At 37.8% G+C, this 14,168-nt stretch carries 17 protein-coding genes, 1 riboswitch and 1 other annotated feature; of the genes, 5 read left to right on the forward strand and 12 right to left on the reverse strand.

Translation table 11 applies throughout. The annotated features are described in order from the left end of the window. Positions 1-27: 27 nt before the first annotated feature. The 4 genes from IEX29_RS20115 to IEX29_RS20130 form a co-directional block, all read right to left on the reverse strand. Positions 28-183, reverse strand: coding sequence for a DUF3916 domain-containing protein (locus tag IEX29_RS20115; RefSeq protein WP_229720312.1), 156 nt, complete (start codon positions 181-183; stop codon positions 28-30). A 90-nt stretch (positions 184-273) separates the two neighbouring features. Further along, on the reverse strand, positions 274-1,710 hold the full coding sequence (proS, locus tag IEX29_RS20120) for a proline--tRNA ligase (RefSeq protein WP_188736592.1): 1,437 nt from the start codon (positions 1,708-1,710) through the stop codon (positions 274-276). Positions 1,711-1,787: 77 nt separating this feature from the next. Beyond that, positions 1,788-2,044, reverse strand: a binding site (T-box leader). A 91-nt stretch (positions 2,045-2,135) separates the two neighbouring features. Beyond that, a complete protein-coding gene (locus IEX29_RS20125) occupies positions 2,136-2,618 on the reverse strand; it encodes a DUF456 domain-containing protein (RefSeq protein ID WP_229720313.1) in 483 nt (160 codons plus the stop codon). A 73-nt stretch (positions 2,619-2,691) separates the two neighbouring features. Further along, positions 2,692-3,312 (reverse strand): glycerol-3-phosphate acyltransferase, encoded by a 621-nt coding sequence (locus tag IEX29_RS20130; protein ID WP_188736594.1) that lies wholly within the window; start codon positions 3,310-3,312, stop codon positions 2,692-2,694. Positions 3,313-3,482: 170 nt separating this feature from the next. Here IEX29_RS20130 and IEX29_RS20135 point away from each other — a divergent pair, with 170 nt between their 5' ends. Next, complete coding sequence (locus IEX29_RS20135) at positions 3,483-4,040, forward strand: M15 family metallopeptidase (protein ID WP_188736596.1); 558 nt, start codon at positions 3,483-3,485, stop codon at positions 4,038-4,040. Positions 4,041-4,182: 142 nt separating this feature from the next. Here the strand turns inward: IEX29_RS20135 and IEX29_RS20140 are convergent, their stop codons facing one another. The 6 genes from IEX29_RS20140 to ytzI form a co-directional block, all read right to left on the reverse strand. After that, positions 4,183-4,671, reverse strand: coding sequence for a GNAT family N-acetyltransferase (locus tag IEX29_RS20140; RefSeq protein ID WP_188736598.1), 489 nt, complete (start codon positions 4,669-4,671; stop codon positions 4,183-4,185). Positions 4,672-5,146: 475 nt separating this feature from the next. Then, complete coding sequence (locus tag IEX29_RS20145) at positions 5,147-5,803, reverse strand: CatB-related O-acetyltransferase (protein WP_188736600.1); 657 nt, start codon at positions 5,801-5,803, stop codon at positions 5,147-5,149. Between the two features lie 202 nt (positions 5,804-6,005). Then, positions 6,006-6,314 carry a hypothetical protein gene (locus IEX29_RS20150; protein WP_188736603.1) on the reverse strand — a complete coding sequence of 103 codons (309 nt, stop codon included), beginning with the start codon at positions 6,312-6,314 and terminating at the stop codon, positions 6,006-6,008. Positions 6,315-6,585: 271 nt separating this feature from the next. After that, entirely contained in the window at positions 6,586-7,041 is a 456-nt protein-coding gene (locus IEX29_RS20155) for a hypothetical protein (protein ID WP_188736605.1), read from the reverse strand. Positions 7,042-7,110: 69 nt separating this feature from the next. Further along, positions 7,111-8,451: a right-handed parallel beta-helix repeat-containing protein gene (locus tag IEX29_RS20160; protein ID WP_188736607.1), complete on the reverse strand. Its 1,341-nt coding sequence runs from the start codon at positions 8,449-8,451 to the stop codon at positions 7,111-7,113. A gap of 9 nt (positions 8,452-8,460) precedes the next feature. Beyond that, positions 8,461-8,652, reverse strand: a complete 192-nt coding sequence (ytzI, locus tag IEX29_RS20165; RefSeq protein ID WP_188736609.1) for a YtzI protein — start codon at positions 8,650-8,652, stop codon at positions 8,461-8,463. A 344-nt stretch (positions 8,653-8,996) separates the two neighbouring features. Between ytzI and ehuB the strand changes: the two genes are divergently transcribed. The 4 genes from ehuB to ehuA all read left to right on the forward strand — a co-directional run bounded on the left by ehuB (position 8,997) and on the right by ehuA (position 12,625). Further along, on the forward strand, positions 8,997-9,857 hold the full coding sequence (ehuB, locus tag IEX29_RS20170) for an ectoine/hydroxyectoine ABC transporter substrate-binding protein EhuB (protein WP_188736611.1): 861 nt from the start codon (positions 8,997-8,999) through the stop codon (positions 9,855-9,857). 607 nt (positions 9,858-10,464) lie between these two features. Then, positions 10,465-11,142, forward strand: coding sequence for an amino acid ABC transporter permease (locus IEX29_RS20175; protein ID WP_188736791.1), 678 nt, complete (start codon positions 10,465-10,467; stop codon positions 11,140-11,142). After that, a complete protein-coding gene (gene ehuD, locus IEX29_RS20180; protein ID WP_188736612.1) occupies positions 11,142-11,855 on the forward strand; it encodes an ectoine/hydroxyectoine ABC transporter permease subunit EhuD in 714 nt (237 codons plus the stop codon). The genes IEX29_RS20175 and ehuD overlap by 1 nt, the downstream gene beginning before the upstream one ends. Further along, on the forward strand, positions 11,855-12,625 hold the full coding sequence (ehuA, locus tag IEX29_RS20185; protein WP_188736614.1) for an ectoine/hydroxyectoine ABC transporter ATP-binding protein EhuA: 771 nt from the start codon (positions 11,855-11,857) through the stop codon (positions 12,623-12,625). The genes ehuD and ehuA overlap by 1 nt, the downstream gene beginning before the upstream one ends. Before the next feature lie 125 nt (positions 12,626-12,750). On the opposite strand, the gene IEX29_RS20190 is transcribed toward ehuA, so the two are convergent. Next, complete coding sequence (locus IEX29_RS20190) at positions 12,751-13,386, reverse strand: queuosine precursor transporter (RefSeq protein WP_188736616.1); 636 nt, start codon at positions 13,384-13,386, stop codon at positions 12,751-12,753. Between the two features lie 47 nt (positions 13,387-13,433). Continuing rightward, positions 13,434-13,931: a preQ(1) synthase gene (gene queF / locus IEX29_RS20195; protein WP_188736618.1), complete on the reverse strand. Its 498-nt coding sequence runs from the start codon at positions 13,929-13,931 to the stop codon at positions 13,434-13,436. 77 nt (positions 13,932-14,008) lie between these two features. Beyond that, a riboswitch (PreQ1 riboswitch) is annotated at positions 14,009-14,055 on the reverse strand. Between the last annotated feature and the right edge of the window lie 113 nt (positions 14,056-14,168).

The following is a 14,168-nucleotide window of genomic DNA, read 5'->3' on the forward strand; positions in this document are numbered from 1 at the left end:
ATGCTTATGCAATAGATAAAATAAAAATTATATTTTCAGATAATTACCTGGAATAGTTAATCTCCACTCTGTTTGAATGTTTCTATTACTGGAAAGAGGAAGACACTTCTGAACTTCATCATTTCTACTAAAGAAACCTTTAAAATGGGAGTCGCCTTTAAATACAATGATCTGTGACCCCATAAACCAGGTAAATCCACTGCGGCCACTATATTATTTTAGTACATAAAAACAGACTGAGCTGTAAAACCCAGTCTGCTTCCTTTTTAGTTATTAATACGCTCTTGCCCAGTAAACTAATTCTTTTGCCGGCTTTCCGCAGCATACACATGTATCAGATACGCTTTCCGGTTCAAATGGAATACAGCGGGAGGTTGCTGTTGTTTCTTCTTTAATCTTTTCTTCACAAGCTACATCTCCACACCACATTGCTTTGACAAATCCGCCTTTTTCAATTTCCGTTTTAAATTCATCCATATTTTTAGCTGTATGTGTCATCTCTTCACGATGCTCTAATGCGCGATTATACAGATTTGTCTGCACTTCATCCAGTAATGCAGCAAGACGCTCTTCCACATCAGTCAAAGCAACGAATTCTTTCTCGCCGGTATCACGGCGGACAAGAACGACCTGCTCTTTTTCAATATCCTTTGGCCCCATTTCAACGCGGACCGGGATACCTTTCATTTCATATTCATTAAATTTCCAGCCCGGCATTTTATCACTGCCGTCAATATCTACACGTGCTACCTTTGCTAATCTGTCACGTAAAGCATATGCTTTGTCCAATACTCCTTCTTTATGCTGAGCGATTGGAACAATCATTGCCTGTGTCGGTGCAACTTTTGGAGGAACTACTAATCCGCGGTTATCACCGTGCACCATGATTAAAGCACCCATAATCCGGGTAGATAAGCCCCATGAAGTTTGATGAACAAACTGGCTTTCTCCATTTTCATCCAGGTAGGTAATATCAAATGCTTCAGCAAAGCCGGTACCAAAATGATGCGATGTAGCAGACTGTAATGCTTTTCCATCATGCATCAATGCTTCAATCGTTAAGGTAAATTCAGCCCCTGCAAATTTTTCTTTATCTGTTTTCTTCCCTTTTAAAACAGGAATTGCTAAATACTCTTCAACCAGCTTGGCATAAATCCCAAGCATGCGATTTGTTTCTTCTGTTGCTTCTTCATTTGTTGCATGTGCTGTATGCCCTTCCTGCCAATGGAATTCAGAAGAACGCAGGAACGGACGTGTTGTTTTTTCCCAGCGGACCACATTGGACCATTGATTATAAAGCTTTGGCAAATCGCGGTAAGAGTGAATATTATTTGAGTAATAGTCGCAGAAAAGTACTTCGGAAGTTGGACGCACCGCGATACGTTCTGTTAATTCCTCATCTCCGCCGTGTGTTACCCAGGCAACCTCAGGAGCAAATCCCTCTACGTGGTCTTTTTCCTTTTGCAGCAGACTTTCAGGAATAAACAGCGGAAAAGCAACGTTCGTATGACCAGTTTCCTTAAACATACGATCTAATTCATCTTTAATATTTTCCCAGATTGCATAGCCATAAGGCTTGATAATCATTGTTCCGCGCACCTGGCCATAGTCAACAAGCTCTGCCTGCTTAACAACGTCTGTATACCACTGTGCGAAATCGTCCTCCATCGCTGTAATTTTTTCTACAAATTGTTTATTTTTCTTACCCAATTGTAAGCACCTCTTTCTTATTTAACTCTTCTATTATTTGAAATTCCATATAAACGCAAAAAATCCTCCATCCTTATGAAAGGGACCGAGGTTAAACAGGTGGTACCACCCTTGTTTATATATAAGCTGCTGTCTATTATTTCACAGACATGCCCGGCAAATATATACACTTCATTTGATAACGGCCTAAAACCGCGCCAATTTCAGAGCTGTATCCCCTTATATGGCGAACTCGGGAGGCAGGTTCCCTTGTATGTCTGCGAAAAAGTCTCAGCACTCTTTTTCTCTCTGTATTAGACAGTAACAACGTACTATTCTCCGTCAATATTTCAACTATGCTTTTAATATATAGTTCTCACTGATGAAAGTCAAGAAGCAGTCTATTTTTAAGTTAAGAAATTGTAAATAAGGCATTTACTGCCTGATTATAACCAGACAGCGATAAAGAACCAGACAATCATAATCAGCTGCAGAACTACTTTTGCAACGGAACCTCCTAAAAATCCTAAAAAAGAACCGATGGAAGCCCTGAATGCTTCTTTTACTGTTCTCCGCTGCATCATTTCGATAGCGAGCACTGTTAAAAATGGTACATAAATAATCCCAAATGGCGGTGTAATAAAGGAGCCGATAATAACAGCTACTGCAGCGCCTCTTTCTCCTGCTTTACTGCCTCCAAACTTTTTCACAAAGTAGCTGTTGGCGATGATATCCGCAACAAACAGAATAATGGTGATAACTATCATGCCTGTCCAGAACCACCAGGTCAGGGAGTCATTATTTATAAAGAAGTAATAGATTAAAAATCCTCCCCAAATAGCGATCACAGATGGGATCATCGGAAAGATAATTCCCAGAAAACTTGCAATAAATAACAGGATAATAATTATCCATAATAAAATATCCAATTCTTGCACACTCCTTAATAAAAAACTTTCTTTTTCAATGTTCCCTTTAATAGAAGTTCAAACATTCCGCCCTCTAGGCACTCTTTTTAAACATACTGGATAACCTTGTCTCTTCCTTTAATATAATCCGGCGATAATTCTCCATATGCTTGTATATACACAGAAGTGTTAAAAATATCACCACCAGCGCAGGCCCATTTCCAAAGAAATAGTAGGTGGTAATAAGAAAGGATACATACATAAACAGGACGCCGATAACGAGATAGTCCGTTGCAAAAGTAAAGAACAATAAAATAGCAATCCCGATTAAAGCAACCCGCCAGTCAATGGCAATTAATGCACCGACCAAAGATGCTGTACCTTTCCCGCCGCTGAAATTCATGGTTATAGGATAATTATGCCCAATAATAACAAATAAAGCAGTCAAATAAATATATAAAGAAACCTCTCCGGCCGGGATTCCAGCTTCTCCTAAAATAAATAAGACGAGCAGGATAGCAAGTGTAGCCTTAAAAATATCAATCAGGGCAACAACAATACCATATTTCCAGCCTAACAGAATCGTTGTATTAGATGCTCCGGCATTTTTGACACCTTCACTCTTAATATCCCTCTTCTTAATTTTCCCGACGATTTGCGATCCATGAATACAGCCAAAAATATAACCTATTAAACAGCTAATGAGGTAATACATTATTTTCCCTCCATTTCTGTCAAGCTTCTCTTATTATATGTCCAGAACGCGGAAGAAATCAATTTGTAAAACAACCATATTTATCTAGTTGTTCAACTCATCAATAGGATCTTATTCATGTTATGATTATTGCTAGAGAGATATTTTTTTAAAGGAGTCAGAAATAACGAATGAAAGCTATAAAGCATTTTACGCTTTCCTGGATTGCTATTATTCTTTTTATAGGTTTGCTGTTCTGGCTTTACCAGCAGACAAATTCTTCTTATGAAAGAGTGGATGGAGAAGAAACAATATCAGAGCTTCATCCCGCTGTCCAGGAAGCTGTCGATACGTTAATTGATCGTGCTGATGATATAGATATAGAGGTTGTTATTACAGATGGCCTGCGTACAGAGGAAGAACAGGAAACACTCTATGCAAGAGGCAGAGAAAATGAAGAAGATATTGTTACTCATGCCAGAGCCGGTGAAAGCTATCATAATTATGGGCTGGCTGTAGATTATGCGATTCGGAATAATGACGGAGAAATTATCTGGGATATTCACTATGACGGGAACAACAATGGAGAACCGGACTGGTTTGAAGTTGCAGAAATCGCAAAAGATTTAGGGTTTGAATGGGGCGGAGATTTTAACGGCTTTACAGATTATCCGCATTTGCAGATGACATTTGGTTTGAGTATTTCTGAACTGCAGCAGGGATATCGCCCTCCAGATGAAGAGAAGTAAGATGGCAGCTGTAACATATATTTTTTTAACAAGGCTCTTCTGTTAAAGTTTAATATTGCTATTAGTGAGAAAAACAGAGCTTCCATGGAATTGAAAGCCCTGTTTTTCTTTTATTTAAAAGCAAGCAACATTTTTTAATAAGTTATATTTTAAACACTTGAATGAGACACTGTTCATCATCAACTATTTCATGTCTCTCTTCATATTGAATATTTAGTTTCGTGTAAAGCTTTTTCCAAAATGAAATCGCCGGTTTGTTTTCAACAAGCTCAATGACAAAATATTTTCCGCTCTTCTCTTGAAATAATTTTTCAATGGCTTGCTTACCCATACCTTTACCTTTGTATTTATTTAATATAAAAATGTCATTTACTCCAAAATCGTTCTCCTTTTTCAAAAACGGACGCTCCAATAGCAATATAAAACCTATGATATTATCATCCAATTTTATAAAATACGGTGAAAGTCCGTCTACTTCCCAGAGTTTATCCAAGCTTTCGTATTCAAAGGAAGCCTCTGCCCCAATGTCAATCATTGAAGTGAATTTCGATAGGTCATGAAGATACAAAGAGTAAAGATTTCTTAATTTAGATTTTTCTGATTCTAAAATTTCTTTAAGTGTAACAGCCATCTTACTAATCCTCTCTCCCATCAATTTATATATTCATTGTTCAACAATTTTACCCTGTCAGTCCAGTTCTTTTACTCAGATAATAACATAATATCTAACAGTTTAATTGCAAATTTCTGAAACTAATAACAGAAAAAAGGATATTACTTGATAATTTCATTTTTTAAACTTATATCGATTACTGTGTGCTATTAAATTTCCTTTTCAACAAATAACAAAATTAGTGTTGCCAATGGACCTAATACGAGAGAAATTAAAAACCAATTTTATTTAACTTTAATGACTATTCGCAGTTTAACAACTTACATTTCGATTTGAGGTTCCAAAAAATTAAAAATAAGAAAATAAGACCATCGTTTGATGGTCTCACTTGTTCAGTTCTTGCTATCAATATAGATGAAGGAATAGAGACGCTTATGAAACAATCACGCCCGATTATAAATTTTCTTCAATCATCTAATTTATCATTAAACCGTTATGATTTTATTTCTCTTTGATAAAAGTCATATAATTGGTCAATAGAAGAGCTGGACAAAATATGACTGGCTTGTTCAATTTTCTCACGTTCCCAATTATACCAGCGCATTTCTTTTAATTTCTTGATTTCTTCATCTGTGAATCGTTTCTTTATCTCTTTCATAGGGTTTCCGCCTACTATCGTGTATGGCGCCACATCTTTTGTAACGACTGATCCTGCTGCAACAATTGCACCTTCACCTATCCTCACACCAGGCATAATCATTGCATTCATACCAATCCAGGCATCACTTTCGATGATGGTATCCCCTTTTGGCTGATAAGATTCTTCAATCTGATCCATAAACGGATACACGGTAGTCCATTCAGGATGATGATTGTGGTTTCCACCCATCAAAATAATTACACCACTTGCAATGCACACGTAATTCCCTATAATTAACTTATCTATAGCCCAGCCATAGTCTTCGATAGGGTTAAATAACTTCCTTGATTTTTCATCTCCCCATAAATACCTGACGCATCCATCTTCAAAATCATAATTATCGTAATAACCGGAATAATAGGAGTATTCCCCTACTTCAATCATTGGGTTGCTAACAATATCCTTTAAATACTTAATTTCAGACCAGTGGTTAAATTGATGTTGTTTCATTCTTTTCCCTCGCTTCTAAGTTTGATAAATCATTTTTTACTTAGAAGCTTGATGCCGTAGCAACATTCTTAAACCGCTTCAAACGACGAACCATCGTCCTCATCCTTTTCCTATTTAATGGGGAGATTATAACAACCCGATTATCTGTTTGTCAAATTTCCCTTTATAGAACAAATATACTCAGATTTTTGAACATTGTCTTTTAAAACAAATGAAGTTCCTTTATTCCTTTCCTTGTTTCATCAGTCCCCAGCTCGTACAATTTACGATAAATGGCAATCAGATACTTCTCATAGGTATCCCGTTTTGCATCAACAGGCCGTTCATCAAATGGCTTTCCCACGAATTTAACTGCGTCTTTTGCATTTTTTTCTTTTTTCGCAAACAGGACTTCGATTTCTTTTACCTCTTCTGGTGTTGCATATATCTCATACTCAATACCGTTATCAGGCAGCGAAACTTCACTGATTTCTTCCGTATCAACTGTTACAAAGTATTTATTTCGTACCATTATTGGAAACCTCCCTTTTCTTATAGGGCTTTTCCCTTTTTAACCGGGTTAAAACTTCTCTTTAAGATTATAAGAAAATGTTAGCCGGATTGTAATATTTCTAAAAAATCGTTTGGAATTCGAGCTTTAATCATTATACTTGTTCAATCTCTATCACGCCGAAGTACTCTAAAATTACGCCGAAAGAAAAAAGACCATCATTTGATGATCTTACTTTTCATATCTTAAACACAATAGGTTAACATTTCCTTCGTCCAACAGCTTTTATCTTTTATACTTCCATATTCTTTTTGTTTGCCAACGTGTCTATCAGCCAAAAAAAGACGCTCGGATAAATAGACAGGAATATAAAATTCATTATCACTTCTCTGTTATTAAAATCAGGGAAACCTCCACTTAAAGCGAAATATGCCAATAAAGCAATTACTATTCCCGCTAAGGCATGCAGGACAGCTCTCAAAGTATTCCCGGCTTGTGTATTCATCACCCCTGATGTTATTTTATCAATTCCCGCAGAGGCTGGAACCCCCGCAAGAAAGACAATCGGGGCTATATACCAGAGGGAAAACAAAAAAGAAAATAATAAAACTTCCGAAGCAACTGCAAAAAATGCTGTATTAGATTCCCCGCTTGCAGATTCAGTTATCATAATAAATACAAATCCCATATTGAAAGAAGTAATACATGCTGCTAATAGCTTACTTTTTGAAAAAACATTTTTTAACATAACAACGCCCTTTACTGAATCTCAATTATATCCATTAAAAACAGTAATTCTTTTTGAAATTTCCCTGCTCTATTCTTCTTCATCCTCATAAATATATTGTGAAGTTTCATCACTGCCGGAAGCCTCAATAAATGCAGAAAAAGAAGTATACCACTCATCCTTCCAAATCCAGATTCCCTCTAGTCCCTGTTCTTTATAATAGGTATTTTCAGTCAAAAGATTATCCTGATTTTCCTGAAAGAAATTGGCAATAAAAATACGTGATGCACTGGCAGTAAATTTGTTTTCTTTTATCTCATTATCATGCACATTATACTGAAATAGAAGCTGTCCGCCGTCTAACTCTTTTGTGTCATTTCGAAAGAGAGTATTACCCGAAATCAACGTATCACGGGTACCGCCCCTATCTTCGTCATACCCTCCAATAGATATACCGGTATAATAATTATTTGAAACCAGATTGTCTATAATTTGAATATCCTCAGCATACTTTCCTGCATGTTCTGACGTAGCTTCAATTCCAATATCGTTCTCATACAATTCATTTTTTTCGATAAGTATATTTTTCCCGCCATCCACGTAAATAGCCGCTGCACTGTACTCACCGCCATACGCCGGGTTGGAAAAAGAGGATATATGGTGAACCGTATTATTTTGCACCATACCGTTCCGGACATAATCAGCATCAGAATTATCGGCAACACCTTCGTATCCTATCAGATCAATTCCGATATTATCACTGTGCCGCACCATGTTTTCTTCTACTGTAAATCCATCAATATCTCCATTTAATACAATTGATTCACTGGTACCCAGCTTTAAATCCTCAACGATATTATGTACGATATTTATATCCTTCATGGAACTTGTTCCATATACAGCAATTCCATGACCGTTTCCTTCTTCATGCCATGTCTTTATCTCCTTAACATTATTGTCCCTTACTGTAATATGACTGCTGGAACCAGTGATAAAAATGCCCATTACTGTTTCATCCATTACATCTGTCGTTACATTTTCTATCGTTAGTCCTTCTATATTTATATAATTCTTATCCTCCAGAACAACAAGCGCCTGGTCTCCGTCTGCAGAATCCAGGTTTGCACCATCAAGGATCACTTCTTCCTCATCATATGCCTGAAAAGTGATTGGCTCCTGCTTGGTACCGCTATACTGAACAATCAGCGGCTCCTCATATGTTCCTTCACGAATATATACCGTTGTGCCTGCTTCTGCTTCCGAGCTGGCTTTAGCAATTGTTCGAAATGGCTGTTCCTGTGTACCGTCATTTTGATCGTCTCCATCCATCGCTACATAAATTTCCTGGTTTGCCGGATGAAATGAGCAGAAAGCAAATAAAACACTGGCAGCTGCGCATCCTAATACAATAAATAGCCCCATTTTTTTCATAGTTATCTCCTAATCGATCTTATTTTTTTCTTTTTTCTCGTTCTCATCATCATTGTCATTATCCTTGTTCTCCTCTTCATTAGGAAGCGGATCTATTTTATGCTTATAGCCATATCCTTTTGATAAAGTGACCATAGATAGAATAATAACCATTGCTACCACGATGACTGAAACAACAATTACCGCAATATAGGATCCCATGATATACCTCCATCATTATCTTCTTAACTTCTATCCTATTAAACTATACATTCCTTTTCAATTTATTTCTACTCTTCCACAAAAATGTTGTTCCTGAGTTATTTAGAGAATAAGCAACTATACTACTGGATATATTGGTATTTTCAAGATATTTTCCAATCATTCCATTAAACAGCAAATAAAGCATATTTTTGCTGAAATATGCAGTTTGAGAATCTTTTTCTTTCTCTGTAACATATTTGTTATCCTATGTTGATTTCATGTAATATTCTTTTTTTTAGAATAGCGGCATTGTTAATCAGCATTTTTTATTATTTATTAATCTTTTAAGGGGGAGCATTTAGTTGAAGAAAAAAATACCACTTATTGGGCTGGCTCTATTTCTATCGCTGCTGGCAGCCTGCGGCGGATCAGATAATAGTCTGGAAAGTATCCAAGATTCCGGCACGGTTGAAGTCGGTTTCGCCAATGAATCACCTTACGCTTATGAAGAAGATGGTGAATTAAAAGGTGCAGCAGTTGATATTGCTACAGCAGTTTTTGCTGAACTCGGAGTTGACAATGTCGAAGGTAAATTATCCGATTTTGGTGAACTGATTCCAGGAGTACAAGCAGGGCAGTTTGATGTTGTTACCGCTGGTATGGCTATCAACTCAGATCGTTGTGAAAACGCGCTTTTTGGTGAGCCGGAAATGGTATATGGAGAAGGACTTGTTGTTGAAGCAGGCAATCCATTATCCATTGAAAGCTATGAAGATATTGCAGATAACCCGGATGTGACAGTAGTTGTTATGGAAGGCGCAACAGAAATTGAATTTCTAAAATCAGAAGGTGTAGATGACGATCAGATTATTACTGCCTCTGATATTCCTGCAACTTTTTCAGCTATTCAAGCAGGACGCGCTGATGCAACAACTGGTACAGAAATGACTGTTCGCGAAGCATTTGAATCTGCGGACACGGAGGACTTAGAGATCATCGAAAGCTTTGAACAGCCTGATATAGACGGTGTACCAAGCTATGGAGCGGCTGCATTCAGTCTGGAAAATGAAGAGCTTCGTGATGCCTATAACGAAAAATTAGAAGAGTTAAAAGAGGATGGCACTGTTGCTGAATTACTGGAACAAAATGGATTTCATCCGGAAAGCAATTTTGTTGAAGCCGGCTCTGTAACAGCGGAGCAGGTATGTCAGGGTGAATATTAATCTTGAAAGTGGATGAAACAGATATTTTTTAGACTCCATAGGGCGGTTCCTTCACGCAAGGAGCGCCCTATCTTTCTTTTTAATGAACTCAACTTTCGCACCTAAGAATAAACATATAACCCTGCTGTTCCAGGATGTACATGGTCTCTATTACCATGCTTGCTTTTAGCAGTTCAAATCATGACAGCATGAATAATCCATATCGAGAATAGCTTTCATGCACCAAAAATAAGGATTGCTGAACATGTTTACCATGCAACACGAAAATTTGTTCTGTCAGATCTGCCTTTTATTTGTTCAGTTATTTCAGTATAAAATATCCTGCTAGCGGAGGCGGACCGTTTTGACTCCTGAGGGATTAGCACCATCTGAAGATCCACTTTTGCCAAGTGCTCTTCTTGGCAAAAGTTAGCTGAAGAGCGTGCCCCTAGGAAAGCAAAACGGTCCGCCGTAGCGGTCGCTTTACACTTTACCTTCTATCTTTGTCAACAGATATATGGAAGAAATGACCAACCCATGTTCCTATGGATAGGAAGTTACTTTTTAAAGTGCGAAAGTTGAGATGAATAATAAAATTCTAGTAAAAATATGTAAACACACAATAATTATGAAGGAGGTACTTACCATTAGTGCTATATTCGAAATCGCCCCGCAATTATGGCGTGGTGTTCAAATAACCGTATCTATTTTAATTGCTTCTGCATTGTTTGCATATGCTATGTCATTTATAGCAGGGTTATGCCGGCTTTCTAATAATTTTCTATTACGAAAACTGACCGGATTTTACGTAGAACTATTTCGCGGAACATCGTTGATTGTTCAGTTATTCTGGCTGTACTATGCTGTTCCGATGCTATTTGGAATTAATCTGGGCTCGAATTGGTGGATTGGTGTCATTGCAATTGGTTTAAATTATGGTGCATATCTTTCAGAGGTCGTCCGCAGCTCCATTTTATCTGTATCCCAAGGACAGTATGAAGCAGCAACTGCGTTAAATATGTCTTCTTTTCAAAGGATGCGTTTTATTATTTTTCCCCAGGCAGTACGTATGATGCTTCCTGAATTCGGAAACTATACCATTCAAATTTTAAAGGGGACCTCTCTCGTCTCTTTAATTGGCTTGACAGATATATTATATTACGGGGATGTGATGCGAAGTACCAGCTTATCTCTATCACCATTGATTTATCTAACCGCACTTATATTCTATTTCATTTTAGCCCTTCCGTTAATTTTCCTTACCAGAAAGGCTGAGAAAATTGCCAAAAAGGGGGCAGCTAGCTGATGAATCTGAATTATTGGAGCTGGGATACGTTTTTTGATGCGTTACCAGTGATATTACAAGGGCTTGGAATTACGATAGGGCTGACATTTGCCAGCTATCTTTTTGCCTTAATTTTTGGTTTTTTGTGGACATTCTTACGGCGCATCCCAAACCGTTTTGTTCATTTTATTGTCACTTGGACGATGGAATTTATACGCTCTACGCCTCCACTTGTTCAATTATTTTTTATCTATTATGCCTTACCAGTGATACCTTATATTGGAATTTCACTCCACCCATTCGCTTGTGCCGTATTGGGACTTGGTATACACTTTAGTACGTATATTGGTGAAATTTATCGCTCTGGAATTGAAAATGTGGATAAAGGACAGTGGGAAGCTTCTACTGCTCTGAATATTTCTACATGGGATAAATGGCGAAAGATTATTCTTCCGCAAGCAATCCCGCCAACCATTCCGATGCTTGGAAATTACTTTATTATTATGTTTAAAGAGGTTCCGCTTGCATCCACCATCGGGGTAGCCGGTATTATGCTGCTTGCCAGATCATATGGTGCTGAAAACTGGTCCTACCTTGAACCATTAACCATTGTAGGTATCATTTTCTTAGTACTAAGCTATCCTTCTGCAGTGCTAATTAAGAAGTTAGAGAATCGTTTCAACAAAAGATTCCATAAAAATCAAATTATGAAAGACAAAGGAGCAATGCAATAATGGCAGAACCAATCGTTACTTATCAAGATGTTCATAAATCCTTTGGCGATGTAGAAGTGCTGAAAGGAATTGATTTAGATATATACCCGGCTGAAAAAGTAGCGGTCATTGGCCCGAGCGGTTCCGGGAAAACAACCATTATCCGCCTGCTGATGACATTGGAGCAGCCAACAGCTGGTGATATTATTGTGGATGGCCGTAATCTGTGGAAAATGGAGAAGAACGGAAAATGGGTTCACGCAAACGAAAATCACCTGCGCTCTATTCGCGGAGATATTGGAATGGTATTTCAGCATTTTAATCTTTTTCCACATATGACTATTCTGGAAAATTGTATGACAGCGCCGATTCATGTGAAAAACGAGGAAAAAAATGATGTGAAAAAACGCTCCATAGAAATGCTTGAACGTGTAGGGCTTGGAGATAAGCTGGATAACTATCCCAGCCAGCTCTCAGGAGGACAAAAGCAGCGTGTAGCTATGGCTCGTGCGCTTGTGATGCGTCCAAAAATTATGCTGTTTGATGAAGTTACCTCTGCACTCGACCCCGAGCTTGTTGGAGAAGTATTAAATGTCATCCGTGATATTGCAGAAAACGATGATATGGCAATGGTTCTTGTCACGCATGAAATGGATTTTGCCCTGGATATAGCAGATAAAGTACTCTTTTTAGATGAAGGGGTTATTGCAGAGCAGGGAACAGCAAGTGAGGTCATTGAGCATTCAGAGAACCCTCGCGTTCAATCGTTCCTGCAGCGTTTTAGAGGTTAAATAAAGAGATCTATACTACTGAACACAGCTTATAAAAACCAGCCAGAGCATATCATCAAAATATCTGGCTGGTCTTTTATATGTGTATATAATCAATACAATAACTAATCTATCAAATCTCCTGTTTAAGAAGCCTCCAATAACTCCGCCTGATTTTTCGCCTCATGTTTTCTAGCCAGGCGCACTAGCAAATACGCAAATGGTGTGTCCATCACTGCAACAATAAACTTCCATACATATTGTGATACAATCATTCCCAGTAAAACTGATGTCGGGACAATCCCCCAAAACGCAATGGTGATAAATAATATCGTATCAATGAGCTGGCTGGTCATTGTTGATAAACTATTACGCAGCCACAACTTTTTCCTGCCGTGACGATGCTTTAAGCCATGAAAAATCGTAACACCTAAGTTCTGACTGACAAAATATGAAACCAGACTGGCTAAAATCACGCGGAAACTCCCATTAAAAATTTCTTCAAAAGCAGCCTGAGATTGAAAATCTGCTGCCGGCGGAAGCTGAATCGCAATATAAATAAATATCATAGCAATAATCTGTGTGAAAAATCCGGCTTGAATCGTTCTCCTCGCAGCCTTCTTTCCATAGACCTCACCAATAACATCCATCATTAAATACGTAATCACATAAACAATCGCCGCAGCCGGTAATACAAAGCTTCCCATTTGAAATAATTTGACCGACAAAACATTGGACAATAATAATAGTCCAACAAAGACGGCATTTAAGTAAATATACATTATCCTGTTCCCTTCTCTCCAAAGGTTCAAGGACCTAACGTTTCCCTCTAGCGATTATCTACGGTTTCCGGATACATATCATGCTGCATTAGCCGGTCTTCTGCCATCTTTTCAAATTTCGTTCCTGTTTTTCCATAATTGCAATATGGATCAATGGATATTCCTCCGCGTGGTGTAAATTTCCCTCTCACCTCAATATAACGGGGATTCATCAGTTCAATTAGATCATTCATAATGATATTGACACAGTCCTCATGGAAATCACCATGGTTCCGGAAACTGAATAGATATAATTTAAGGGATTTACTCTCCACCATTTTAATATCTGGAATATAACTGATATAGATTGTCCCAAAATCCGGCTGATTTGTCATCGGACAAAGTGTTGTAAATTCCGGACAGTTTAATTTCACAAAATAATCCCGATTCGGATGCTGATTATCAAACACCTCTAAAATCTCAGGTGTATAATCAAACGCATATTTCGTATCTTTATTTCCCAGCAATTCAATTCCTTGCAGATCCTTTTCACTTCTTCCTGCCATGCTGCTCACCTCCTTTAGATGTTTTAAGATAAACAAAAAAGCCATGCCCCCAAGGAGCACAGCATGATAATCGCAAGTTGTCCTTAGTTTTTTATAGAGGGTTTACGCTAAGAACCTCTGCCTATTGGTTAAAATTAACACTTCATATTATAAGAATGTAAACTCTGAATGTCAATCCTTCTTTTATATTATAAAATGCCTTATCTTACCTTTCATACCCGGATCGTGCTCCACAGC

It is taken from the genome of Oceanobacillus neutriphilus, assembly GCF_014645515.1.
GTDB classification, from domain to species: Bacteria; Bacillota; Bacilli; order Bacillales; family Amphibacillaceae; genus Oceanobacillus; species Oceanobacillus neutriphilus.

What these genes read in the sequence shown, in the direction of transcription:
- IEX29_RS20115 (WP_229720312.1), bottom strand. Translation starts at nt 183, where the DNA reads ATGGGGTCACAGATCATTGTATTTAAAGGCGACTCCCATTTTAAAGGT.
- IEX29_RS20130 (WP_188736594.1), bottom strand. Translation starts at nt 3,312, where the DNA reads ATGTATTACCTCATTAGCTGTTTAATAGGTTATATTTTTGGCTGTATT.
- IEX29_RS20135 (WP_188736596.1), top strand. Translation starts at nt 3,483, where the DNA reads ATGAAAGCTATAAAGCATTTTACGCTTTCCTGGATTGCTATTATTCTT.
- IEX29_RS20140 (WP_188736598.1), bottom strand. Translation starts at nt 4,671, where the DNA reads ATGGCTGTTACACTTAAAGAAATTTTAGAATCAGAAAAATCTAAATTA.
- IEX29_RS20145 (WP_188736600.1), bottom strand. Translation starts at nt 5,803, where the DNA reads ATGAAACAACATCAATTTAACCACTGGTCTGAAATTAAGTATTTAAAG.
- IEX29_RS20150 (WP_188736603.1), bottom strand. Translation starts at nt 6,314, where the DNA reads ATGGTACGAAATAAATACTTTGTAACAGTTGATACGGAAGAAATCAGT.
- IEX29_RS20155 (WP_188736605.1), bottom strand. Translation starts at nt 7,041, where the DNA reads ATGTTAAAAAATGTTTTTTCAAAAAGTAAGCTATTAGCAGCATGTATT.
- IEX29_RS20160 (WP_188736607.1), bottom strand. Translation starts at nt 8,451, where the DNA reads ATGAAAAAAATGGGGCTATTTATTGTATTAGGATGCGCAGCTGCCAGT.
- ytzI (WP_188736609.1), bottom strand. Translation starts at nt 8,652, where the DNA reads ATGGGATCCTATATTGCGGTAATTGTTGTTTCAGTCATCGTGGTAGCA.
- IEX29_RS20175 (WP_188736791.1), top strand. Translation starts at nt 10,465, where the DNA reads ATGAAGGAGGTACTTACCATTAGTGCTATATTCGAAATCGCCCCGCAA.
- ehuD (WP_188736612.1), top strand. Translation starts at nt 11,142, where the DNA reads ATGAATCTGAATTATTGGAGCTGGGATACGTTTTTTGATGCGTTACCA.
- ehuA (WP_188736614.1), top strand. Translation starts at nt 11,855, where the DNA reads ATGGCAGAACCAATCGTTACTTATCAAGATGTTCATAAATCCTTTGGC.
- IEX29_RS20190 (WP_188736616.1), bottom strand. Translation starts at nt 13,386, where the DNA reads ATGTATATTTACTTAAATGCCGTCTTTGTTGGACTATTATTATTGTCC.
- queF (WP_188736618.1), bottom strand. Translation starts at nt 13,931, where the DNA reads ATGGCAGGAAGAAGTGAAAAGGATCTGCAAGGAATTGAATTGCTGGGA.